Annotated in this window: 21 protein-coding genes; 8 read left to right on the top strand and 13 right to left on the bottom strand. The window is 65.4% G+C overall.

All coding sequences use genetic code 11. The annotated features are described in order from the left end of the window. The first annotated feature begins 24 nt into the window (after positions 1-24). Entirely contained in the window at positions 25-2,421 is a 2,397-nt protein-coding gene (locus KO539_RS05435; RefSeq protein WP_257626111.1) for a TonB-dependent receptor, read from the top strand. Positions 2,422-2,476: 55 nt separating this feature from the next. On the opposite strand, the gene KO539_RS05440 is transcribed toward KO539_RS05435, so the two are convergent. Further along, a complete protein-coding gene (locus KO539_RS05440) occupies positions 2,477-2,809 on the bottom strand; it encodes a hypothetical protein (protein WP_219307705.1) in 333 nt (110 codons plus the stop codon). Between KO539_RS05440 and KO539_RS05445 the strand changes: the two genes are divergently transcribed. The 7 genes from KO539_RS05445 (at position 2,808) to KO539_RS05475 (ending at position 9,872) form a co-directional block, all read left to right on the top strand. Then, positions 2,808-3,554, top strand: a complete 747-nt coding sequence (locus tag KO539_RS05445) for a DUF4198 domain-containing protein (protein WP_219307707.1) — start codon at positions 2,808-2,810, stop codon at positions 3,552-3,554. The genes KO539_RS05440 and KO539_RS05445 overlap by 2 nt on opposite strands. A 2-nt stretch (positions 3,555-3,556) precedes the next feature. Next, a complete protein-coding gene (locus tag KO539_RS05450) occupies positions 3,557-3,892 on the top strand; it encodes a DUF3649 domain-containing protein (RefSeq protein ID WP_051959021.1) in 336 nt (111 codons plus the stop codon). Then, on the top strand, positions 3,889-5,511 hold the full coding sequence (locus KO539_RS05455; RefSeq protein ID WP_219307709.1) for a PepSY domain-containing protein: 1,623 nt from the start codon (positions 3,889-3,891) through the stop codon (positions 5,509-5,511). The genes KO539_RS05450 and KO539_RS05455 overlap by 4 nt, the downstream gene beginning before the upstream one ends. Next, a complete protein-coding gene (locus KO539_RS05460) occupies positions 5,511-5,864 on the top strand; it encodes a DUF3325 domain-containing protein (RefSeq protein WP_219308624.1) in 354 nt (117 codons plus the stop codon). The genes KO539_RS05455 and KO539_RS05460 overlap by 1 nt, the downstream gene beginning before the upstream one ends. Before the next feature lie 5 nt (positions 5,865-5,869). Beyond that, positions 5,870-6,397, top strand: a complete 528-nt coding sequence (locus KO539_RS05465; RefSeq protein WP_307789015.1) for a sigma-70 family RNA polymerase sigma factor — start codon at positions 5,870-5,872, stop codon at positions 6,395-6,397. Then, entirely contained in the window at positions 6,394-7,347 is a 954-nt protein-coding gene (locus KO539_RS05470) for a FecR domain-containing protein (RefSeq protein WP_257626112.1), read from the top strand. Before KO539_RS05465 ends, KO539_RS05470 begins: the two co-directional genes overlap by 4 nt. Before the next feature lie 77 nt (positions 7,348-7,424). Beyond that, positions 7,425-9,872 carry a TonB-dependent receptor gene (locus KO539_RS05475; RefSeq protein ID WP_219307712.1) on the top strand — a complete coding sequence of 816 codons (2,448 nt, stop codon included), beginning with the start codon at positions 7,425-7,427 and terminating at the stop codon, positions 9,870-9,872. Here KO539_RS05475 and KO539_RS05480 read toward each other — a convergent pair. The 12 genes from KO539_RS05480 to KO539_RS05535 all read right to left on the bottom strand — a co-directional run bounded on the left by KO539_RS05480 (position 9,863) and on the right by KO539_RS05535 (position 23,982). After that, a complete protein-coding gene (locus tag KO539_RS05480; protein WP_219307713.1) occupies positions 9,863-11,677 on the bottom strand; it encodes a bifunctional diguanylate cyclase/phosphodiesterase in 1,815 nt (604 codons plus the stop codon). The genes KO539_RS05475 and KO539_RS05480 overlap by 10 nt on opposite strands. Positions 11,678-11,845: 168 nt before the next feature. After that, positions 11,846-13,474 carry a methyl-accepting chemotaxis protein gene (locus KO539_RS05485; RefSeq protein WP_219307714.1) on the bottom strand — a complete coding sequence of 543 codons (1,629 nt, stop codon included), beginning with the start codon at positions 13,472-13,474 and terminating at the stop codon, positions 11,846-11,848. Positions 13,475-13,641: 167 nt separating this feature from the next. Further along, positions 13,642-15,123 (bottom strand): xylulokinase, encoded by a 1,482-nt coding sequence (xylB, locus tag KO539_RS05490; protein WP_219307715.1) that lies wholly within the window; start codon positions 15,121-15,123, stop codon positions 13,642-13,644. Between the two features lie 17 nt (positions 15,124-15,140). Next, the gene (locus tag KO539_RS05495) at positions 15,141-16,031 is read right to left on the bottom strand and encodes an AraC family transcriptional regulator (RefSeq protein ID WP_035821643.1); all 891 of its coding nucleotides are present in this window, start codon (positions 16,029-16,031) and stop codon (positions 15,141-15,143) included. 35 nt (positions 16,032-16,066) lie between these two features. Then, the gene (locus KO539_RS05500) at positions 16,067-17,191 is read right to left on the bottom strand and encodes an ABC transporter ATP-binding protein (RefSeq protein WP_219307717.1); all 1,125 of its coding nucleotides are present in this window, start codon (positions 17,189-17,191) and stop codon (positions 16,067-16,069) included. 2 nt (positions 17,192-17,193) lie between these two features. Then, positions 17,194-18,234 (bottom strand): NAD(P)-dependent alcohol dehydrogenase, encoded by a 1,041-nt coding sequence (locus KO539_RS05505; RefSeq protein ID WP_219307719.1) that lies wholly within the window; start codon positions 18,232-18,234, stop codon positions 17,194-17,196. Between the two features lie 9 nt (positions 18,235-18,243). Continuing rightward, the gene (locus KO539_RS05510; protein ID WP_374106367.1) at positions 18,244-19,062 is read right to left on the bottom strand and encodes a carbohydrate ABC transporter permease; all 819 of its coding nucleotides are present in this window, start codon (positions 19,060-19,062) and stop codon (positions 18,244-18,246) included. A 134-nt stretch (positions 19,063-19,196) separates the two neighbouring features. Continuing rightward, a complete protein-coding gene (locus KO539_RS05515; protein ID WP_219307723.1) occupies positions 19,197-20,087 on the bottom strand; it encodes a carbohydrate ABC transporter permease in 891 nt (296 codons plus the stop codon). A 119-nt stretch (positions 20,088-20,206) separates the two neighbouring features. Continuing rightward, positions 20,207-21,478: a sugar ABC transporter substrate-binding protein gene (locus KO539_RS05520; RefSeq protein ID WP_219307725.1), complete on the bottom strand. Its 1,272-nt coding sequence runs from the start codon at positions 21,476-21,478 to the stop codon at positions 20,207-20,209. Between the two features lie 136 nt (positions 21,479-21,614). Continuing rightward, on the bottom strand, positions 21,615-22,157 hold the full coding sequence (locus KO539_RS05525; RefSeq protein ID WP_257626113.1) for a GNAT family N-acetyltransferase: 543 nt from the start codon (positions 22,155-22,157) through the stop codon (positions 21,615-21,617). Next, positions 22,154-22,672: a GNAT family N-acetyltransferase gene (locus KO539_RS05530; protein WP_219307727.1), complete on the bottom strand. Its 519-nt coding sequence runs from the start codon at positions 22,670-22,672 to the stop codon at positions 22,154-22,156. Before KO539_RS05530 ends, KO539_RS05525 begins: the two co-directional genes overlap by 4 nt. A 35-nt stretch (positions 22,673-22,707) precedes the next feature. Further along, positions 22,708-23,982 (bottom strand): amidohydrolase family protein, encoded by a 1,275-nt coding sequence (locus tag KO539_RS05535; RefSeq protein WP_219307728.1) that lies wholly within the window; start codon positions 23,980-23,982, stop codon positions 22,708-22,710. Between the last annotated feature and the right edge of the window lie 291 nt (positions 23,983-24,273).

Consider the following 24,273-nt stretch of genomic DNA (forward strand, 5'->3'; position numbering starts at 1 on the left):
TAAATTAACCTGGAGAAATGCAACATGTGGTCCCCCCGCCTCAATCTGACACCCGCCCCCTTCGCCCTGGCCGCCATGCTGGCCCTGGGCAGCATTCCCTTGGCACACGCGCAAACCTTGTCATCCGTCAAACTGGCCATCGCCGCCCAGCCTCTGGGACAAGCCCTGAATGAGCTGGCGCGGCAAGCCAATTTGCAACTGCTGTTTGCACCGGAACTGGTGGCCGGCAAGACGGCGCCCGCCGTCAGCGGCATGCTGAGCGTGGCCGACAGCCTGGAGCGTCTGCTGGCCGGCAGCGGCCTGACAGCTGCCATCGACGGCAACAGCGTCATCATCCGCCCAGCGCCCGCCACCACGGGCAAGGTGGCGACCCTGGCGGAAATCACCGTCAGCGCGCGCCAGGAGGCGACGACGGATACCGAACTGACGAAGTCGTATGCGGCACAGGCGGTCAGCATCGGCAAGGGCCGGCAAAGCCTGCGCGAGATTCCCCAGTCCATCTCCGTGCTGACGCGCCAGCAGCTGAACGACCAGAATTTGCTGAACCTGGACGACGCCATGCGCGGCGTGACGGGCATCACCGTCGAAGCGAGCAGCACGGGCGGCAACCACGGCAATTTTTATTCGCGCGGCCATGCGCTGGACTCGGTACAGGTCGATGGCGTGATGACGCCGGCCAGCACGGGCAACGATCTGTCGGCCGGCTTCGGCCTGGCCATCTATGACCGGGTGGAAGTGCTGCGCGGACCGGACGGCCTGTTCCAGGGCGCGGGCGACCCGGGCGGCAGCATCAACCTGGTGCGCAAGCGGGCGCGCGACACCTACACCGCCAGCGGCGTGCTCAGCGCGGGTTCCTGGGACCGCTACTATGCGGAAGCGGACGTCACGGGTCCCTTGAGCGCGGACGGCAAGGTGCGCGGTCGCCTGGTGGCCGCCTATGAACACCGGCGCTCCTTCGTCGATCATGTGTATGCGGAAAAACCGCTGCTGTACGGCACCGTTGCCGTCGACGTGGCGCCGGGCACCGTGCTGACGGGCGGCGTCACCTGGCAGGAATACAAGGGCCGTCCCGCCTTCGGCCTGCCCGCCTATGAAGACGGGCGCCTGCTCGACGTGCCCCGCTCCACTTACCTCGACCCGGCCTGGAACCACATCACGGAAAAGGTCACGGAATATTTTGCCGAACTCGATCACAAACTGGACAACGGCGGCCAGTTCAAGGTGACCGCTCTGTACCGCGAGCAGGACGAACCATCGCGCCATTTCGGCTGGCCCGATTGTTCGGCAGACCCCGTCACGGGCGAGAGCTGCCTGATCAGCTGGACCTACCGCAGCCACTGGAAGACGCAGGGACTCGATGCCTGGCTGGCGACGCCGTTCCAGGCATTCGGCCGCAGCCACGACCTGATCGTGGGCGCCGACTACCGCCAGGTGCACAAAAATTTCCAGTATGGTGGCGGCGACACTGCGCCGATCAACATCTTCCATCCGGATAACAATATCGCCCGGCCCAGCTACACCTTTTCCAACGGCAACGACAACCGCACCAAGCAGTTCGGCCTGTACGCGCGCACCCGCCTGCAAGCGACGGACCGGCTGGCCGTCAACCTGGGTGGGCGCCTGACGCACCGGAACAACCATACCGTCAACCGCAATGCCTATTTCAACCAGTTCACCGATGTCAGCAACACCATCAATGCGAAATTCACGCCGTACGCAGGCCTGGTCTATGAACTCGACAAGCAGGTGTCGGCCTACGGCAGCTACACGCGCATCTTCTCGCCCCAGACCACCACGGACGCCGCCGGCCAGACCCTGAAACCGCGCACGGGGCAGCAGTTCGAACTGGGCCTGAAGGCGGAACTGTTCGACAAGAACGTCAACGCGCATGCGGCCCTGTTCCGCATGGAAGACGAGAACCGCGCCATGCCCGACCCGGCCAACCCGCTGTTTTCCATCGGCGCCGGCAAGATGCGCAACCAGGGCGTGGAAGCCGAGCTGAGCGGCAGCCCCCTGCCGGGCTGGAACATCACGAGCGGCTATTCCTACACCAGCACGCGCACCCTCGAAGGCAGCGACGACCAGAAGGCCCAGCTGTACACCTTCATCGCGCCGCGCCACAATGTCAATCTGTGGACCACTTACCGGCTGGCCGGCGCGCTCGACAAGATCAGCGTGGGCGGCGGCTTGCGCAGCGTCAGCAGCATGTACCGCCTGAACGGCCCCGTGAAATTCGAGCAGGGGCCCGTCACCACGGTGGGCTTGCAGGCTGGCTACCGCCTCAGTCCCAAGCTGGCGCTGTCGCTGACGGTGAACAACCTGTTCGATAAAAAATACTACACGCGCGTGTGGGCCGCCTATGGCTCCAACTTCTATGGCGAACCGCGCAACGCCATGCTGACCCTGCGCGGCCAGCTGTAACGCCCGCGCTCCTGCGCATGCACGGCCACCGCGTCAGTACGGTGGTCGTGCTCGTTTACGACATCGTTACAACACCTCTCTCTTGCATGTCTCGCAACCTCACACTATAATAAGAATAGTTCTCATTCACATTTGGATTCCGTTCGGAGTCCGCATCCCGCATTCCCGCCTGCCATCGACCGGCCAGGACGGCATGGCTGATGCGCAGCTGGATGACACGCTGCGCCAGCCAGGCATCCCCGCCAAGCAAGCCTTCCCGTATCAATAACGAAAAAGGTAGTTTCATGGCGCGGGCACGTTCGCCGGCCGGCATTGCCGCCGCCGCTTCCCGGCACCTTGCACCGCTGCGACAACCACGTTTCTCACCATAAACCAAGGGATACACCATGCACCTCACTTCCATCGCGCGCCTCGGCGCCCTCGCCACCGCCCTGCTGGGCGCGGCCCTCACTTCCGGCACGGCCAGCGCGCACCAGATCTGGCTGCAGCAGGACGGCAAGGCGGCCAGCGTGTACTTCGGCGAATTCGGCGACAACCTGCGCGAAGCGTCGCCCGGCCTGCTCGACAAGTTCAGCATCAGGAACGTGACGTGGGTGTCGGCCAAGGGCGCGCAGCCGCTGCAGGCGAGCAAGACGGGCGGCGCGTTCCTCCTCAATGGCAAGGCGGGCGCCGGCGAAAGCATCATCGTCGAGGAAGACAACTACCCGTCGTGGGAAGAGAAAAAGGATGGCAAGAGCACGCGTACCGTGTGGGTCCCGGCCGCGCGCCTGGTCGCCGACGGCAAGGCGCAAGCACCGGCCCTGACCCTGGATCTCGTGCCGACCGGCAAACCAGGCCAGTTCCAGGTCAGCTACCAGGGCAAGCCGCTGGCGCAGGCCAAGGTCAATGCCGTGGTGCAGTCGGGCTGGGGCAAGGAAGCGTGGAGCGATGCGCAAGGCCTGGTCAGCTTCCCGCTGCCATGGAAGGGCACTTATGTGCTGGAAGTGCAGCACACGGACAAAACAGCTGGCCAGCGCGGCACGCAAGCCTATGACAAGGCCATGTTCGTGACGACCCTGAGCCTGGTGCAGCCGCAAGGCGTGACGCCGCTGCCAGCCGGCCCGGCCCTGCCACCGAGCAAGGAACACGACTGAGCATGCCAGCGCCAGCCATCATTAAAATCGCGCGCCTGCGCCTGTCCGCCGGGGCGATCTACCGCCTCGGCGTGGCGTCGCGCAGCGTGGCGGCCATCGTTGGCGGCTACGTGCTGGCCGCGCTGGTCACCATGCTGCTGTCGGTGAGCCTGCCCATGGCCCGCTCCGAAGCCGTCATGACAGCCACCCTGCTGTCGTTTGCCATCTACACCTGCGCCGTGCTGTGGGTCTTCGCCACGCGCAGCGCCCTGCGCGCCTGGCTGGGCCTTCTGATGCCGGCCGCCGTCATCGCCGCCATCCTGCAGTGGATGGACGCACTATCCTGGAGTCTCGCATGAAAGAAGGTTTCCGCCAGTCGATGGCATGGCTGCACACCTGGTCCGGCCTGCTCGTCTGCTGGATTTTATTGCTGGTGTTTTGCGCCGGCACGGCCAGCTACTACCGCAATGAAATCACCCTGTGGATGCAGCCCGAATTGCACGGCGCCGCCGCCAGCCAGGTAAGCACCGAGGAAGCGGCCAAGGTCGCGCAGAAGGCGATGGAAGAACGGGCAGACGGCGCCACGCGCTGGTTCATCAGCCTGCCCGGCGAGCGCAGCCCGTCCACGCAGCTGGGCTGGAGCAAACCCTCGCAACCAGGCGAAAAGAAACGCGGCCGGCGCGGCAATTTTCATAGCGAAAAAGCCGACCCGGCCACGGGCGAAGTGCTGTCGAAGCCGCGCGAGACGCGGGGCGGCGAATTCCTCTACCGCCTGCATTTCGACCTGCACTACATGTCGGCCATCTGGGGCCGCTGGATCGTGGGTTTCTGCGCCATGTTCATGTTCGTCTCCATCATCAGCGGCATCGTCACGCACAAGCGCATTTTCAAGGATCTGTTTACCTTCCGGCCGAAAAAGGGCCAGCGTTCATGGCTGGACGCGCACAATGTGACGGCCGTGCTGGCCCTGCCGTATCACATCATGATCACCTACACGGGCCTGGTCACGCTGATGTTCCTGTACATGCCTTCCGGCGTCACGGCCGCCTACAAAGGCGACCAGGATGCCTTCTTCGCCGAAGCCTTCCCGGGCCGCTCGGGCGACAGCAAGCCGGCCGGCGTGGCCGCGCCGCTGACGCCGCTGGCGCCCCTCGTGCGCCAGGCGGAACAGCACTGGGGCGGCGGCAAGGTCGAGCGCATCTCCGTCAACCACCCGGGCGACGCCAACGCCACCATTTCACTGACGCGCGCCGGTGGACGCGACATGTCGTCGAAGCAGCCATCGATGGAATTCGATGGCGTGTCCGGCAAACTGCTGTCGAGCGACGGCGAGGCGCAGCCCGGCGCGGCCGCCACGCAAGGCGTGATGGTGGGACTGCACGTCGCGCATTTCGGCGGCCCGCTGCTGCGCGCCCTGTTCTTCCTGTCCGGCCTGGCCGGCTGCGCCATGGTCGCCACGGGCGCCCTGCTATGGGCCGTCAAGACGCGCCAGAAGCAGGCCAAGGCGCTGGCCGCCGGCAAGCGCGCCAGCTTCGGCCTGCGCCTGGTCGAGGCGCTCAACATCGGCGCCATCGCCGGCATCCCGATCGCCTTTGGCGCCTACTTCTGGGCCAACCGCCTGCTGTCGGTGACGATGGAAGACCGGCCAAAAGAGGAAATCGCCTGCTTCTTCGGCGCCTGGGCCCTGGCCGCCATCATCGCCCAGCTGCGCCCCTCGCGCGCCATGTGGCGCATGCAACTGGCCGCCGGCGCCTTCCTGCTGGCGTCGCTGCCCGTGCTGAACGTCTTCACCACCGATTCGCACCTGGGCGTGACCTTGTTCCTGGGCCGCGGCCCCGTGGCGGTGGCCGCCTTCGATCTGGTGGTGCTGGTGCTGGGCCTCGGTCTCGCGTATGCCGCGTTCAAATTGAAGCCGCTGCCCGTGAAGGCGGCCAAGGCGGCACCGGTGAAACCGGCGCAAACGATGGAGGCCGCGTGATGGAACTGTTAGCCAATTTCCTCGTCTTCGCGCTGTGCTACGCGGGCCTGTCCTCGCTGTGCCTGGCGATGGACCGCCATTACGCCGACTTGCACGGACGCGGCGCCGAACCGCCCGCGCCGCTGCGCCGCCGCCTGCAGTGGTCCGGCTGGCTGGCGCTGGCGGCCGGCCTGGCCTGGGCCATGCACATCGCCGGCGGCGGCTATGGCCTCGTCTACTGGGTCGGCAGCCTGACGGGCTGCGGCTTGCTGCTGATCTGGCTGCTGCCGTATGCGCCGCACCAGGCCATGCGCCTGGCGCGCATGATCGGCGTGGCGGCCTTGCTGGCCGCCGTCGCGCTGGCAGTACGGTAACGATCATGGCCATGCCACCCCTGCTGTCCACGCAACTGGAAAGCCATTACCGCGCACACCACGGTTGGCTGGCGCACTGGCTGCAACGGCGCCTGGGCAATGCCGCCGAGGCGGCCGACCTGATGCAAGACACCTACACGCGCCTGCTGGCCGGCGCGCCCATGCAGCCGCACACGCCGGCCCTGCGCGCACCCAAGGCTTACCTGGCGACCGTCGCCAAGCACCTGCTGATCAACCACCTGCGCCGCCAGTCGCTGGAACGCGCGTGGGCCGATGCGCTGGCCGCCCTACCCGAACAGCATGTGCCATCGACCGAGCGGCGCGTGGAAATCCTGCAGGCGCTGCAAGCCGTCGATGCCATGCTCGACGGCCTGAAACCGAAGGTGCGCGCCGTCTTCATCCTGGCGCAGATCGAAGGCCATGCCTATGCGGACATCGCCGCGCAACTGGGCATCGGCGAACGGTCCGTGAAGCGCTACATGGCCGAGGCGCTGACCGAATGCGTGCTGCTGGCGCAGGACTTGCCGGCATGAGCGCGGCCGCTTCGCCATCTCCGCCGCTGTCGCGCAAGGTGGCGCGCCAGGCCGTCGAATGGTATTTATTGGAGCAGTCGGGCCAGGCCACGCCGGACGAACTGGCCGCCAGCGCCCAGTGGCGCGCACGCGACCCGGAACATGCGCGCGCCTGGAACAGGGTGCGGCAGGTGAGCCAGACGGCCAGCCTGCTGCCGGCGGAGCTGGCCGTGCCCGTACTACGCCGGCCGCAACGCCGCGTGGCCGTGCAGGTATTGCTGGCGCTGATGGCGGCGCCCGCCGCCTGGCTGCTGGTGCGCCACGAGATGCTGGCCGATTACCGCAGCGGCGTGGGCGAACGGCGCGAGGTGTCCTTGCCCGATGGCGGCACCCTGGTGCTCAATACGGACAGCGCCGTCGACGTGGCGTATGGCGCCGGTGAACGCCTGCTGACGCTGCGCCGCGGCGAAGTGCTGGTGCAGACGCGCCCCGACCATGCGGGCAACCGCCCTTTCATCGTCGCCACTTGCCATGGCCGCATCCGCGCGCTGGGCACGCGCTTCACCGTGCGCGTCGACGACGACGCCAGCCGCGTGACGGTGCTCGAACACGCGGTGGAAATCACGCCGCGCGCGCCGTCGGCCACCGTGCGCACGCTCGTGGCGGGACAGCAAAGCCGCTTCGACGCCAGCCACGCCGGCCTGCCCACGCCGGCCCCGCTGCAAGCCGATGCATGGGCGCACGGCATGCTGGCGGCGCAGGACATGCGCCTCGACGCCTTCGCTTTTGAGCTGTCACGCTACCGTCCCGGCCTGCTGCGCGTGGAACCGCAAGTGGCGGGCTTGCGCCTGTCGGGCGCCTTCCAGCTCGACGACACGGACGCCGTGCTGGACAGCCTGGCGCGCATGCTGCCCGTCGACGTGCTGTACCGCACCCCGTACTGGGTCACTCTCGCGGCCCGCAAAAAATAATCGTGAAATTTGGCCCCTTTTTTCGGCATGGCCTGTCCTGTAAGTACGACAACGACACTCACCGGAAAGGCCACACCATGCACCCACCCCGTTTGACTCCCCTCGCGCGCGCCATCGGCAGCGCCGTGATCCTGCTGTCGCTGGCGCAGGCGCCAGCCTTGGCCGCCGACGCCAGCGCGCCAGCCACCGCGCAAACGGCCTTCCACGTGCCGGCCGGTGAGCTGTCCGCCGCCATCGCCAGCTTTGCCATCGAAGCAAAAGTGAGCGTGGGCGCCGCGGCGGAACTGCTGCAAGGCATGCGCACGCCTGGCCTGAGCGGCAGCTACACGGTGCCGCAGGCGCTGGCCCGCCTGCTGGCCGGCACGGGCCTGGAAGCGCTGTCCAGCGGGGAACGCAGCTACGTGCTGCGCAAGGCGGGTACCGCGTTACCCGCCGCGCCGATTGCCGCCACCCTGGGCGAAGTGGCCGTCAGCTCCAGCGCCCTGCGCGACGGCACCACGGAAGGCAAGCGCGGTTACGCGGGCCTGACCAGCGCCACGCGCCTGAACCTGTCGCTGCGCGAAACGCCGCAAGCCGTCAGCGTCATCACGCGCCAGCAAATCGAAGACCAGGGCTTGCGCACCTTGCAGGACGTGCTGGTGCAGTCGCCCGGCATCACGGTCGACCATTCCTCGAGCACGCGCGAATACGACCAGGTGTTTTCACGCGGCTTCGAAGTGACGTCGTATATGTTCGACGGCATCCCGACCAGCAAGAGCCTGGAAGCGCGCACCTACGACATGGCCATCTACGACAGGGTCGAGATCATCCGCGGCGCGACGGGCCTGATCAGCGGCACGGGCAGTCCGTCGGCCGCCGTCAACCTGGTGCGCAAACGTCCTGGCCGCAGCTTTGCCGCCACGGCCGGCGCGCAGCTCGGTTCGTGGGACCGCTACCGCATCGAAGGCGATGTCTCGACGCCCTTGACGGCGGACGGCAAGGTGCGCGCGCGCCTCGTCGCTGCGCATGAAGACCAGCGCTCGTTCATCGACCGCTACCAGCAGAAAAAGGATGTGCTGTACGCCATCGTCGAAGCGGACCTGTCGCCATCGACGGTGCTTGGCGCCGGCATCAACTACCAGAAGGAAAAGCTGAAAGGCGCGGGGCGTGAATTCCCCATGTTCTACGCCGACGGCTCGCAGACGCATTTCCCCCGCTCGATGAACGGCACGGCGGCGTGGAGCACGTATGACCGCGAACAGAGCATGCTGTTCGCCACGCTCGACCATTATTTCGACAACGACTGGATCGCCAGGGTGGCCGTGAGCCGCAGCAGCAACCAGTACGACGCCTTGCAGGGCTTTTCCGGCGACGGCTACCCGGACCGCGTAACGGGCGGCGGCATGAAGCTGTGGCTGGCCAACTGGCACAGCAAGCCGCAACAGACCTCGCTCGACGCCTATGTCAGCGGCCCGTTCCAGGCCTTCGGCCGCCAGCACGAACTGGTGCTGGGCGTGAGCGCTTCGGAACTCAAGACGAATAGCCCCCTCTATCCGAACTGGCGCCTCGATGGCTATGACCATACGGTGCCGGATATCCACGCCTGGAACGGCGCCATGCCGGTGCCCGACTACAGCGGCACGCGCCTGGGCAGTTCGGACGACAAGGAACGGGAAAGCGGCCTGTATTCCACCCTGCGCCTGCGCCCGACGGATGCGCTGTCGGTAATCCTCGGCGCGCGCCTGTCGTACTGGAAGCGCGACATCCGCAGCGATTATGTCAATGACACGGACCTGTACGACGCGATGCGCGAAAACGGCAAGATCACGCCGTATGCGGGCCTCGTCTACGACCTGGGCCGGCACTGGTCGGCGTATGCCAGCTACACCAGCATCTTCACGCCGCAAAGCCAGCGCGACGTCAACAGCCGCTTCCTGGCACCGCTCGAAGGCAAGAACTACGAAGTGGGCGCCAAGGGCGAATTTTTCGGCGGCAAGCTCACCACCAGCGCCGCCCTCTTCCAGCTGAAGCAGGAAAACCTGGCCGAAGCCGATCCGGGCAATGTCTGGATCATCGGTACGGGCGGCGGTTCCTACGCCTACCACACGGTCAAGGGTGCCACCACGCGCGGCTTCGAGGCGGAAGTCTCGGGCCAGCTGCGTCCCGACTGGCAACTGACGGCCAGCTATGCCCATAGCCGCATCCGCAATGCCGCCGGCGCACGCATCCAGACCACCCAGCCGCAAAGCATGGCCAAGCTGTGGACCACCTGGCGCCTGGCGCAAGGCGTGCCGGGACTGGTGCTGGGCGGAGGCGTGAACTGGCAAAGCGATATCTACACGGACGACCGCGGACCGAACGGCGAACGCTTCACGCAGAAGGCGTATGCGGTGGCGGGATTGATGGCGCAGTACCAGGTCAGCAAGCAGCTGCTGGCGACCCTGAATGTCAACAATGTCATCGACAAAAAGTACTATTCGACAGGCATGGGCGGCTACTACGGCGATCCGCGCAACGCCATGCTGTCGCTGCGCTATCAGTTCTGAATGGCTTCACTCGTTTTGAGCAGCACCTCGATGCCATCGGGCGCCATGGCGCGGCCCAGGAAGTAGCCAAACGCCTCGTCGCAGCCCATCTCGGCCAGCAGTTCCAGCTGCTCGCCGCTTTCCACGCCGCTGGCGATGGTGCGCAGTCCCAGCGTGCGCGCCATCGCCACGATGGCGCGCACCATGGCGCCGTCGCCGCCCGGCTTGCCCACGTCGTCGACAAAACACTTTTCGATCTTCACGGCATCCGTGGGAAAGCGTTTCAGGTAGTTCAGCGAAGCGTCGCCCGTGCCGAAATCGCTGATGGAAATCGCCATGCCCAGCTGGCGGAACTGGCGCAGTATCAGTTCGCAGTTCTGATTGCGGTCGATCAGGATGCCGGCGGCGATTTCCAGTTCGATGCAATGGCCCGGCACACCGGCCGCCTCCAGCGCGGCGGCGAAATTGCGCGCGATATCGCGCTGGTAGAACTGGCGCGCCGACAGGCTGACGGACACCGTCAGCCTCTGCCCCTGCGCGATCCAGCTGCGCGCCTGTTCCACCGCCGTGGCCATCACCCACGCTCCCACCGGCAGGATCAGGGCGCTTTCCTCCAGTACCGGTAAAAAGTCGAGCGGCATCATCAGGCCCAGTTCCGGGTGCTTCCAGCGCAGCAGCGCTTTCACGCCCGTGATCGTGCGCGTCTTCAAGTCCATGCGCGGCTGGTAGAACAGCGCGAACTCGTTGCGTTCGAGCGCGTGGCGCAAGGCCGTCTCGAGGATGGTGCGCGAATACGACTGCGTCTGCATGCGCGGCGCGTAGCGCAGGCAGGTACCGGGCGCGTGACGCTTGGCCGCATACATGGCCAGGTCGGCCTTTTCGATCAGCGCATTGACGTCGTCGTCATCGTCCGGGTACAGGGCCACGCCCACGCTGGCTGCCACCGACAGGCTGTATTCGCCGATGACGAAGGGGGCGGCGATGGCGCCGACGATTTTTTCGGCCACCCGCTCGGCATCGTGCGCCGTGCGCAATTCCGTCAGCAGGATGATGAATTCGTCGCCGCCCTGGCGCGCCACCGTGTCGACCTTGCGCACGCACTGCTGCACCCGGCGCGCGAACTCCGTCAGCACCTGGTCGCCCACGTCGTGTCCCAGGCTGTCATTGATGGATTTGAAGCGGTCGATATCGACGAACAGCACGGCCAGCAAGGCCTGGTGGCGGCGCGCGTAGGCGATGCCGTGCTCGAAGCGGATCTGGAAATGCAAGCGGTTCGGCAGCCCCGTCAAGCCATCGTGGTGGGCGATGAATTCCAGCTGCTGCTCGGCGCGCCGGCGCGCCGACACATCGTGCAGCAGCAGCACCGCGCCGCCCTGCGCCAGCGGCGCGCAGCTGTACTGCACGTCGATGCGCTTGCCGTCGAGATGGCGCAGCAGCACGGCGCCGCGCGCCACTTCCAGCACTTCCTGCTGCGCCACGCAATCGCGCACCTGACGCGCCGCATCGACGGGCGTGCCGTCATGGAACAGGGGCAGCAGCTGCGTCACGGGCTGGCCCAGGCCATCGTCGCCCAGCAGACCGCCCATGGCGCTGGCGCGGGGATTCAGGTAGCGCACCACGCCAGCGTGGTCGGTGCCGATGATGGCCGCTGGCAATGCGTGCAGCAGCGCCAGCGCCTCTGTCATGCGTTGCGCCTGCGCCGCCTGCAGCACCACGCCCGTCGCATGGCGCATGCGCCACGTGCGCGCCGCCTGCCACTGGCAAGCCAGCAGCACGGTGAGCACCACGGCGAGGGTCAGGCACAGCGCCAGCAGCAGCGCCGTCATGCGTCACCCGGCAGGCGAAAAGTGAAAAACATGGCTTTCCTTTGCAACGCGCGCCATGCGGCCGGGCGCAAATACATGCTGAAAGGAAATAATATAAGAATTTTGGCGCGATATTTGCCTGATCGGACGCCGCTTGACTGGCATCAAGCGGCGCGCGGCGCGTGTGCTTCAGGCCAGCGACAGCGTCCTGGCCGGGGCGGCGCCCGCCGGCGCGGCCATGCCAGGCGTTCCGTGCAGCTTGAAGATGCTGACGGCGTCGGCCAGGCTGGCCGCCTGCTGCTGCAGCGCGTCCGCGGCGGCGGCGGCCTGCTCCACCAGGGCCGCGTTCTGCTGCGTCACGCCATCCATCTGGCTGATGGCGATGCTGATCTGCTCGATGCCGTCGCGCTGCTCCACGCTGGCCACGGCGATTTCGCCGATGATGGCGTTGACGCGCTGCACGCTGCTCACCACGTCGTCCATCGTGCGCCCCGCCTGGCCAGCCAGCACGCTGCCCTCTTCCACCGTGCGCACGGATGCGCCGATCAGCTGCTTGATTTCCATGGCCGCCGCGCTTGACCTCTGCGCCAGGTTGCGCACTTCGGTGGCCACGACGGCGAAACCGCGTCCCTGCTCGCCCGCGCGCGCCGCTTCCACGGCCGCATTCAGGGCCAGGATATTCGTCTGGAAGGCGATGCCGTCGATGACGGCGATGATGTCGACGATGCGCTTCGACGAGGCATTGATATGACTCATGGTCTGCACCACCTGCGCCACGGCCTCGCCACCGCGCTGCGCCACGTCGGCCGCGCCGCCGGCCAGCTGGCGCGCCTGGTCCGCGTTGTCGTTATTCTGCCGCACGGTGGACGTCAGCTCGATCATCGAGGCGGCCGTTTCTTCCAGCGAGCTGGCTTGCTCTTCCGTCCGCGACGACAGGTCCATATTGCCGCTGGCGATTTCAGCGGACGCCGTGGCGATGGCGTCCGTGCCGGCGCGCACCCGTCCCACGATGGCGGCCAGGTTGCCGCTCATCGCCTTTAAAGCGCGCAGCAGGTCGCCGATTTCATCGCGGCTGCCGTCGGCCACCACGGCGCGCAAGTCGCCGGCCGCCACTTGCTGGGCGATGCCAACGGCAGCGCCCAGCGGCACCGTGATACTGCGGATCAGCCACCACACGGTGACGGTACCGACGACCAGGGTCAGCAGCACGGTGGCCAGCATGGCGATGCTGGCGCTGCGGTGCGCAGCCGCATCGCGCTCCTTCATCTGCGCCATCAGGGCGTGCGACTGCTTGCCGATAGCGGCGACGATGGCGTCGATCTGGCGCGTCGGTTCGCGGTCCATGCCCTTGACCAGCGCATCGACCGTGTGGGCGCTGTCGGCGCGCGCGCCATCAAACTTTTGCAGGGCCGCCAGGTAGCTCACGCCCAGCGCGTCGTGCGCCTGCAGCGCCTGCTCCACGGGCGCCGTGTCGAGCCCCAGCGCGGCCATCATCGATTGCAGGCTTTTCAATTCCTTGCGCGTCTGCGCACCGCTGGCGACAAACGCTTCGCGGTAGCGCTGGAAGGCGGCCGCATCGCCGCCGCGCAGCAGGATGTTTTTCCATTCCTGCACCTGGATCTTGAATTCCACTTGCGCGCTGCGCGCCGCGTCGACCGCTTCCGTCAGGGCGACGGAACGCTGCATGGCGTCCGCGCTGCGCGCACTGGCCGCGTCGAGCGCGCTCCAGCCACGCGCGCCAACGAACACCAGCGCAAGAAAGAAGAAGGCGCCCAACAGACCCAGGCGGACGGAGATTTTCAGATTCGCAAGTTGCATGTGTTTCTCCCGACGGCAAGAACAGGATGGCAACAAAGGCGCCCCCAAAACTATCCAATTCTCACCAAATGGGGAAATCATGGGGCGCGCCCCGGGAAAAACCAAGCAGCGCTTTCGCTAGAGAAACACTTTCAACATAGAAACAACAAATTACAATGAAAAGTTGACTATCCGGCCACGCCTTCGCCTGGCGCGCCGGCGAACTCCGCGCGCAGCAGCGGGTACAGCCGCCGGTAGCGCGCCAGGCGCTCGTCCAGCACGGCGGACGCTTGTGGTGCGATTGTCTCCTGCACGGCTGGCCGCGTGCACACCTGCGCGGACGGCAAGCCCGTCACCGCCATCTGCGCCAGGCGCGCCGCGCCCATGGTGCCGCCAGCCGCGCCGTGGTCGTGACGCAGCACGTTCAAGCCCGAGGCATTCGCGCACAGCTGCGCCCAGAAACGGCTGCGCGAACCGCCGCCGACGAACGACGCTTCTTCCAGGTGCGTGCCGGCGCTGCGCAGGGCCGCATTGCCGTCGGCCATGGCAAAGGCCACGCCTTCCATCACGCTGTAGGCCAGTTCCGCGCGTCCGTGTTCCGTCGACAAACCGAAAAACACGCCGCGCGCGGAGGCGTCGTTATGCGGCGTGCGTTCGCCGCTCAAATACGGCAGGAAGATGGGCGCATTGCGCGCCTCGACGTTTTCCGCCAGCTTGACCAATTCGCCGATGTCGCTCGACTGCGTCAGCCGCGCCACCCAGCTGAGGCTGGACGCGGCGCTGAGGATCACGCTCATCTGGTGCCAGCGCTCGGGCAGGCAATGGCAAAACGCGTGCACGCCCTGGCCGGGATTCGGCGCAAAACCGTCGCTGCCAGCGAACAGCACGCCGGACGTGCCCAGCGACAGCAGGCCGGCGCCCGGCTCCACCACGCCCAGGCCGACAGCCGCCGCCGCGTTGTCGCCCGCGCCACCGGCCAGCAGCACCGGGTGCGCGATGCCCCACTCCTGGCACAGCGACGGGCGCACCTGCGCAGCGGCGGCGCTGCCTTCGACCAGGCGCGGCATGTGCTCGCGCGACAGGCCAGTGGCCGCCAGCATGCGCTCGGACCAGTCGCGTTTGGCCACGTCCAGCCACAGGGTGCCGGAAGCGTCGGACATGTCGGACACATACTCGCCCGTCAGGCGCAGCGCCACGTAATCCTTGGGCAGCAAGACCTTGGCCGTGGCGCGGAACAGCGACGGTTCGTACTTTTGCAGCCACAGCAGCTTGGGCGCCGTGAAGCCGGGCATGGCCTGGTTGCCCGTGATGGCGCGCGACTCGGGCACCAAGGCCTCGAGTTCCACGCATTCGGCAAAGGCGCGCGTATCGTTCCACAGGATGGCGGCGCGCAGCACGTGCTGCTGCTTGTCGAGCAGGGTGGCGCCATGCATCTGGCCCGACAGCGCGATGCCGCGCAAGCCGGAAAACGCCACCGGCTGGGCGGCGCGGATGGCCGCGATGACGTCCAGGGTGGCGTGCCACCAGTCTTCGGGATTCTGTTCCGACCAGCCGGGATGGGGACTGGACACGCGCAAGGCCACGCCGGCGCTGGCAAGGATGGCCTGGGCGTCATCGGTGAGGATGGCCTTGATTTCGGAGGTGCCGATATCGATACCGAGATATGTCATTTGATTCCAGAAGAAAGTTAAGAATGGCCGTCGCCGGACGGCTCGGGCATGTTCATCAGCAGGCAGGAGCGGAACTTCGACGGCGACATCTGCTTGTGCGCCAAAAACTGGCGGTTGAAATTGGAAAGGTTGTTGAAGCCCGTGCGGTAGCAGATATCGGTGACCTTCATGTCCGTGTTCATCAGCAGTTCGCAAGCGAGCGCGATGCGCTCCTGGTTGACGTATTGAATGAACGAGGTGCCCGTATGCTTGCGGAAGAAACGCGTGAATTTCAAGGTGTTCATTTCCGCCACGTCGGCCACGTCCTGCTCGCAAAAATCGAGCGTGATGTTCTGCTTGATGTAGGCCAGCACCAGGTTGATGGTCGACGACATGTAGCGGCCCGCCTGCGCCAGGTAAGTGACGCTGGCCAGGGGCCGCCGCTCGCGGCACTCGCACAGCTCGCCGAACAGGCGCGTAAACAGTTCGACCCGGCGCAAACCCTGCGCCGTCGTCAATTCCTTCATCAGCGGCACCAGGCGCAGGCCCAGCGCATCGGGAAATTGCAAGCCCCTGCCGGCCTCGCCCAGCAGGGCTTTCAGGGGCGCCATTTCCGGGAACAGCAGCGCGCAGCGTTCGATGAAGTCGCCGGAAAACTGCAGCACCAGGTCGCGCTCGGGCAGGATCACGCCTTCCGGCAGTTCGCTGACCCAGTTGTGCGGCAGGTTCGGCCCCGTCAGGATCAGATTGCCCGCCCCGTAACTGCCGATATGGTCGCCGATGAAAAATTTTCCATTCGATGTGATGATGAAGTGCAGTTCGTACTCGGGATGAAAATGCCATTTCGCCACGGTGTGCGGAAAGCCGTGCGCCCACGCGCGAAACGATTCGTGAATCGGTTTGTGGATCAGTTCCAGGTCAGGCGTCACGGCAGTTCCCTTGCGCGGTCTCGTTGCCAGCTATTCTAACCACTTAGCTGAGCACTGAGCGCCAAAGCCAGTCCGCTGTCGGCGTCGAACAGGTGCATATGCTCTTCATCGAAGGCCAGCGCCAGGGTCTGGCCCACCTGCGCCGCGCTGTTGGCCGCGTTCGCCGGCAGCAGCGCGGACAGGCTCAAGGAGCCGCACTGAAAGCTGATCAGCGCTTCGGCGCCCAGCAGCTCCACCAGGTCGATGGCGCACGCCAGGCCATGCGTACCCGCCGGCTCGTCCGACCGCGCCGCGCGCAAGTGGTTCGGGCGCAGGCCGAAGACCACGCGGCTGCCTGCCGTCAGCGCGGCGAAGCGGGACGAGACCAGTGGCCAGCGGTAGCCGGCGCACACGAGCACCGTCTGGCCGCCGTCTTTTTCGACGACGCCATCGATGAAGTTCATGGCCGGCGTGCCGATGAAACCGGCCGCGAACAGGGTGCGCGGATAGTTGTACAGTTCCGCCGGCGTGCCGATCTGCTCGATGTGCCCGCCCTTCATCAGCACCACCCGGTCGGCCAGGGTCATCGCTTCGAGCTGGTCGTGCGTGACGTACAGGGTGGTGGTGCGCAGGCGGCGGTGCAGGCGCTTGATGTCGGCGCGCAGCTGCGCGCGCAGCTTGGCGTCCAGGTTCGACAGCGGTTCGTCAAACAGGAACACCTGTGGCGTCTTGATCATGGCGCGCGCAATGGCCGTGCGTTGCTGCTGACCGCCCGACATGGCGCGCGGCTTGCGTTCCAGCAGGCTGTCCAGGCTGAGGATGGCCGCCACCTCGCGCACGCGGCGCTCGATCTCGTCGTTCGGCACCTTCAGGCGGCGCAGGCCGAAGGCGATATTGTCGTACACCGTCATGTGCGGATACAGCGCGTAGTTCTGGAACACCATCGCCACGTTGCGCGCGCGGGGCGGCAAATCGTTGACGATGGCGCCGCCGATGTGCAGCTCGCCGCCGCTGATGTCTTCAAGGCCCGCGATCATGCGCAGCAGGGTCGACTTGCCGCAGCCCGATGGCCCCAGCAGGACGATGAATTCGCCGTCATCGATTTCCAGGTCGAACGGCTGCAGCACGGCCGTCTTCTCGTCATACGTCTTGTGCAGCTGCCTGCAGGTGATATTTGCCATGATCAGTCTCCTGCCAGTTCAATTTGAATCTTGACGTCGCGCGGGTGGCCCTTGGCCGCTTCCTCGAACGCCTGCACGCCATCGGCAAAACCGAAGGTGCGCGAAATGAAGGGCTTGACGTCGATCTTGCCGGAAGCGAGCAAGGCGATGGCGCGCGGGAAGATGTTCGCGTAGCGGAAGACGGATTCGATGCGCACTTCCTTGGCCTGGATGGCGACGATATCGAAAGGCACGTTCTCGGGCGGCATGCCGACCAGCACCAGGCAGCCGTTCGGGCACAGCAAGTCGACGATGTTGTCGTAGGCACGCATGCTGCCGCTGGCCTCGAAAACGATGTCGGCGCCCCAGCCGTCCGTCAAGTCGCGCACCGTGTCCGCCAGGCTGGCCTGGCGCACATCGACCGTGGTCACTGCCGGATTGCCGGCGAACAGGGCCAGTTTTTCCGGCACCAGGTCGGCCAGGATTACGCGCGAGCAGCCGCCCGCCAGCGCCGCCAGCGTGTTCATGGCGCCGATGGTGCCGGCGCCGATCACCACGGCCACGTCACCGGGCTTGATGGCCGCCTTTTTCGCCGCCTGCAAGCCAATGGCCAGCGGTTCGACGATCGCGCCTTCACCGAAGCTGACGTTATCGGGCAGCTTGAAGGTAAAGGCGGCCGGATGCACGACATACGGCGTGAGGCAACCGTGGATGGGCGGCGTAGCCCAAAAGCGCACGGCGGGGTCCAGGTTGTACAGGCCGCGCATGGTGGCCGGCGAATCGAACTGCGGCACGCCCGGCTCCATGCAGACCCGGTCACCCACCTTCAGGTGCGTCACCTCATTGCCCACTTCCGCCACCACGCCGGACGCCTCGTGACCGAGCACCATCGGCGCTTCGACGGCAAAGGGGCCGATCTTGCCGTGCTTGAAGTAATGCACGTCGCTGCCGCAGATGCCCACGGTATGAATCTTGATTTTCACGTCGCGCGGGCCGACGGCCAGCGGCAGGTCGATGTCGCGCAGGGTGATTTTTTCCGCCTGTTCCAATACGAGTGCTTGCATGGTAATTCCTTATTTATGTTTGAGCATGGAGTTGAGCAGCCGTCCCAGGATGCCGACGAACAGCAGCGGCGGCAGCGCCAGCAGCACGGTGGAAGCGTTCACCACGCCCCACGGCACTTCCTGGCCCATCGACGTGAAGGCCGACGCCACCACGGGTAATGTCATGCTTTTCGACGAGGTGAGCGCCAGCGCGATCATCAGTTCATTCCAGACCAGCACGAAGCTGAAGACGATGCCGCCCATCAGGGTTTTCGACGCCACCGGCAGGGCCACGTGCCAGAACACCTGGTAAGGACCGTAGCCGTCCAGCGCCGCCGCTTCCTCGATCTCTTTCGGGATGCGGGCAAACGCGGGAATCGACAGCCAGATGATGGTCGACAGGGTCACCAGCAGATACGTCACCACCATCGACAGGCGCGAGTCGTACAGCCCCAGGTCGATCCAGATCGAGATCAAGGGAATGGCGACGGCCACGGGCGGCAAAAAGCGCAGGGACAGCAGGAAGAACTGGATATCCTTCTTGGCCGGAATCGGATAGCGGGCGATCGCATACGCGGCCGGCACGCCCAGCACGGCGCCCAGCAACACGGCCACGCCGACGATGGCCACGCTGTTGCCCAGCCCCGTCAGCACTTCAGGGCTGGCCAGTACCTGCTTGTAGTTGGCCAGGGTCGGGCTGAAGAAAAAGCGCGGCACGGGCGTGACGATATCCATCAGCTCCTTGAAGGAATTGAGTACGGCCCACAGGATGGGGAACAGCGCCACCAGCACAATCAGCGTGGTGATGGCGGTGGTGGTGACGGCGCCAACGCCGCCCGGGGTGCGCAGCACCCTAAGACACCTGACAAAACCGTTGCGAGCAGATGTGAGTTGTGGCTGAGAAGCGGAGCTGTGCGCATGCACAGTGAGCATCGGAGGCCGCAAATCGCGCTGCGCAGTAGGTTTGGTTAGGGTGTTCTTAGTCAGTTTTCCCATTTGGCGACCCGCTTCCAGAGTAAAGTGAAGATAACAGTCGTGGCCAGCATCATCAGCACGGCCATGCTGGACGCGTACGACACCTTGCCCATCAAGCCGATGCCTTGCGCATACGCGTACATGTCCAGCGTTTCCGTGGAGATGCCGGGGCCGCCTTTGGTCATCACGTAGATCAGGTCGAACGAGCGCAGCGACTCGACCATCTTGATGAAGACGAGGCTCATGATGGGTACCTTCAGCATCGGCAGCGCAATATACGCATACACCTGCAAGGTGCTGGCGTAATCGAGACGCGCCGCTTCCAGCGGTTCGCCGGGCAGGGTTTCCAGCAGCTTCAGGATCACGGCGCCGAAGAACAGGCCCCACTGCCAGATATCGACCAGCGCCACCGCGTACAGGGCCGTGGCCGGATCGGACAGCAAGGCCGTGCCGCCCAGGCCCACGCATTCGAGCAGCCAGTTGAGGATGCCCATCAGCGGCGAATACATGAATTTCCAGATGAAGGCGGCCGACACGCGCGGCAGCAGCACGGGCACGATCAGCAGCAACGCGATGACGTCCCGTGTGCGGCCCTTCACTTTTTCAAACAGGAACACGGCCAGCAGCACGCCGACGATCAGCGAGCCGGCCACGGTCACCACTTCCCAGATGGCCGACACTTGCACGGCATTGACGAAGCGGCGGTCGCCGAACAGGCGAAGAAAATTGGCAAAACCGACGTAGTCGCTGTCGTTGTAGCGCAGCACGCGGTTTTGCAGGGCCAGGTTGATGGCGGCGATGCTGGGCACCAGGCCCAGTATCAGCAGGACCAGCAGCGGCAGTGTAAGGAACACGGCCGGCAGCCAGGTGTGGCGTTTTTTATGGATGGAGTGCGGCATAGGATGGCTTTCAGACGTGAAGATGCAAGCGCTGGCTTTACCCCAAAAGCAAGAGCTGGGGTCAGACCCGCCGGGTCTGACCCCTGATTTAAGCTAGCGGAGTCGTCGGCGATACGGGCTTACTGACGTTTCTTAGCCCGTTGCATCACCTCGCTCGCATACTCATTCGCCTCATCGAGCGCGCTTTGCACGTCACCGCGTGTGCCCGTAAAGACTTCTTCGAGCACGACGCCCAGGTTGTCGCCAATGTCCGGCCACTCGGGACTAGGCCAGATGGTGACGCGCGAGACGGGCGTGGTGTCCGTCAGGCCCGCCTGGATCTGCGGCTTGACGTGCTTGCGGAAGTAGTCGCTGTTGATGGTGCTCGTGCGGTTGTAGTCGCTGAAGACGTTGTCCTTCAGGCGCGCCTGCTCCTGCTCCTTGCCCGTGGCGAAAGCGATGAACTTGCCGGCCGCCTGGCGCGTGCATTCATCCCTGGCGCCCGTGGCGGAGATGGCCAGGCCATGGCCGTAGGCGGCAGACGCCAGCGGCGCGGGCGGGCGCACGTAGCCGACCTTGTCGACCACCGAAGATTTTTTCGGGTCTTCCATCCAGTCGGCAAACGGCGTCGACTCGATCATGAAGGCCACCTTGCCCGACCTGAACGCTTCGAGCGCATTGCTCCAGTCGTAGGTGGCGCCGCCCGGCGGGGAATACTTGAACAGGTCGCGGTACAGGGTGGTGGCTTTCACGGCCTGCGGCGAATTGAAGGTGGGTACGCCGTCCTTTTCCCACTTGCCGCCGGCGGCCAGCATGAACGGCGACCAGCGCCAGACATTCATGCCCGAGCCGCGCTGCCCCCGCGCCGCCCAGCCGTACACATTCGGCGGGCTGTTCATTTTCTTGACGGCGGCGACCAGTTCGTCGAGCGTCTTCGGCACGGCGATGCCGGCCTTTTCCAGCAAGTCGCGGCGGTAGAACAGGAAGTCGCTGCCACCGATCAGGGGCGCGAAATACGCCACGCCCTTGTACGAGGCGACGGCGCGGCGGCCCGGCAGGAAGTCCTCGTAATCGGCCTCCTTGGGCAGGTATTTGAGCAGCGGGACGACCCAGCCTGCCGTGGCGAATTCGGCCACGTTGGCTTCGTCGATGTAATAGATCTGGTAGGAGCCGGCCTTGGTGGAGGCGTCGAGGCGGGCTTTCGAGCGGCGGTCGTTTTCGCCGAAATAGCTGATTTGTACCTTGGTGCCGCTTTTCTTTTCATACTCGGCGAGGGTCTTTTCCATCACCGTCAGGCCCAGGCTTTTTTGCGCCAGCACCTTGAGCATGGGCACCGAGCAGCTTTGCGCCGAGGCGTCTGCAAACCCGGCGGACATGAGGGCGCCCCATGCAACAGCAGTCATGATTTTCATAACACGTCTCCATTTTTATAGTCCGGCGGTTTTCCACCGGTATGCCAACTATAAAAACAAAGACCGCGCGCCACCACTACAAAAACGGCCAGATTTTAAATACTATTTTTCACTTTCCCGGTACGTATTTGCCGCCTCAGTCCAGGCGAAAATCCTTGCGGTAGATATTCGTCTCCCGGCCCTCGGGCGGCAGGCGCGAGAAACGTTCGAAGCGCAGCCCCAGCTTGTTGAGCAGATTGATCGATGCCTGGTTTTGCTGCGAGGTGATGCCGTACAGTGTGCGCAGGCGCAGCACCTGCTGCGCATGCTGCACGATGGCCGCCGTCGCCTCCCAGGCATAGCCCTGGCCCCAGTAGGCGGGACGCACGGCATAGCCGATATCGGGGCCGGGCAGGCTGTCGCGGCGCACCAGGCCGGCCATGCCCACGGGCACACCGTCGCTGCGGCGCTCGACGATGTACAGCGAATAGCCATGCGCGCGGAACTGCGCCATGGGTCCCGTTTCCAGCGCGGCGCGGGCCGCCTCCAGTGTGTGGATATTGCGCTGGCCGATGTTGGCGATCCACGACGGGTCGTTCACCAGCTCCATGTAGAAGGCCGCATCGTCCAGGGTGGCGGTGCGCAGACGCAGACGGGGCGTCTCGATCACGGTCATCGGCTCTGTCGCGGCGCCGCTCATGCCGGCCACTGCATCGGGTCGGTGAGCAGCTGGTACATCACGTAGGCGTCGACATAGCCCAGCTGCGCGTGGCGGTAGGCCAGCGGCAGGGTGGCGACGACCGTGAAGCCCAGCTTTTTCCACAGGGTGACGGCGGCCAGGTTGGTGCTGACGACAAAGTTGAACTGCATCGCCAGGTAGCCCGCGCGGCGCGCTTCTTCCATGCAGTGCACGCCCAGCATGCGGCCCACGCCCACGCCCTGCGCGGCCGGATCGACCATGAACGAGGCATTGGCCACGTGCGATCCATGGCCCGGCTGGTTCGCCACCAGCTTGTACATGCCCAGCAGCCGCTCCGTGCCCATCACGGCGACAAAGCTTTGCACGCCGGGGCCGAACCAGTAGGCGTGGCATTCTTCGCGCGTCGTGTCGGCGGGGAAGGAATAGGTGTCGCCGGCGGCCACCAGGGTGTGGAAGATTTCCCACATGGCGTCGAAGTCGGCTTCGCTGGCCGGGCGGATATCAATTTCTTTCAAGGCGGTGCTCCGATAACAAGTGATGGCTGATTGTATCAGCGGCCCAGGCGGAAGTTCACACTGTCCGGACGCCCCGGCAGGTGCAGGCGCGATTGCGCGCGGGGCGCCTCGCTGACGACTTTCCCGCGGCGCAGCACCAGGCGCCGTGCCGCGCGCAGGCGCAGCGCTTCCACGGTGCTGCCGCAATCGAGGATCAGCAAGTCCGCATGGCAGCCGGGCGCGATGCCGTAGCCATCGAGGCCCAGGATGCGCGCTGGCGTTTCCGTCACGGCGAGGAAGCAGTCGTGCATCGCTCGCTGGCCCGTCATCTGCGCCACGTGCAAGCCCATGTGCGCCACTTCCAGCATGTCGCCCGAACCGAGGCTGTACCACGGGTCCATCACGCAGTCGTGGCCAAAGGCGACGGGGATGCCGGCGGCCAGCATCTCGGGCACGCGCGTCATGCCGCGCCGCTTCGGATACGTATCGTGGCGCGCCTGCAGCGTGATGTTGATGAGGGGGTTGGCAATGGCCGCCACACCTGCCTCGCGGATCAGGGGCAGCAGTTTGCTCACATAATAATTGTCCATCGAATGCATGGACGTCAGGTGCGATCCCGTCACCCTGCCCTGCATGCCAAGGCGCTGGCTGTGGAAGGCCAGGGTTTCGATGTGGCGCGACAGCGGGTCGTCCGACTCGTCGCAATGCATGTCGACCATCAGGCCACGCTCGCAGGCAAATTCACACAGCAGGCGCACGGATTCCGCGCCGTCGGCCATGGTGCGCTCGAAATGCGGGATGCCGCCCACCACGTCGACGCCCATGGCAATCGCGCGTTTTAAATTATCGAAGGCGCCGGGACTGCGCAGGATGCCATCCTGCGGGAAGGCCACCAGTTGCAAATCGAGATACGGCGCCACTTGGCGCTTGACGTCGAGCAGCGCTTCCACCGCCAGCAGGCGCGGGTCGCAGATATCGACGTGCGAGCGGATGGCCAGCAAGCCGCGCGCCACGGCCCAGTCGCAATACTGCAGGGCCCGCGCCACCAGCGCGTCCTGCGTCAGTTGCGGTTTCAATTCTCCCCACAGGGCAATGCCTTCGAGCAGAGTGCCGGAAGCGTTCACGCGCGGCAAGCCGTAGCTGAGCGTGGCATCCATGTGGAAGTGGGCGTCGACGAACGGCGGCGTGACGAGGTCGCCAGCGGCGTCGATCTCTTGCGCGCCCGTCACGGGCAAGGCGGGGCCGACGGCGGCGATGCGGCCGCCCTCGATGGCGATATCGATGGCGCGGCGCCCGTCGGGCAGGCTGGCATTGCGGATGACTAGGTCCATGCGGACACTCCTTCGGTTGATTACGGTAGCTGGTGCTTCCTGTGCATTGTCATCTTATCGTTTCAAGGATGCTGCAGTGCAAGAATATAGTCACTGGCAAAAGCGTAGCCATAGATTCCATGACAACGCCTTGCGCACGCGCAAACTTCCGGCAAATGCTGCCGGGCGCCTAAATGCGGCAAGCCTGCGGCGCACGCCCTTGAGAAAATAGCTTTCAACTAACTCGAATCACCGCTAGAATATTCATATTGCGTTGCATCATAAACAGTCTATTCGCGCGCTACCCACTTT

The organism is Janthinobacterium sp. NKUCC06_STL, assembly GCF_019345455.1.
GTDB classification, from domain to species: domain Bacteria; phylum Pseudomonadota; class Gammaproteobacteria; order Burkholderiales; family Burkholderiaceae_D; genus Janthinobacterium; species Janthinobacterium rivuli.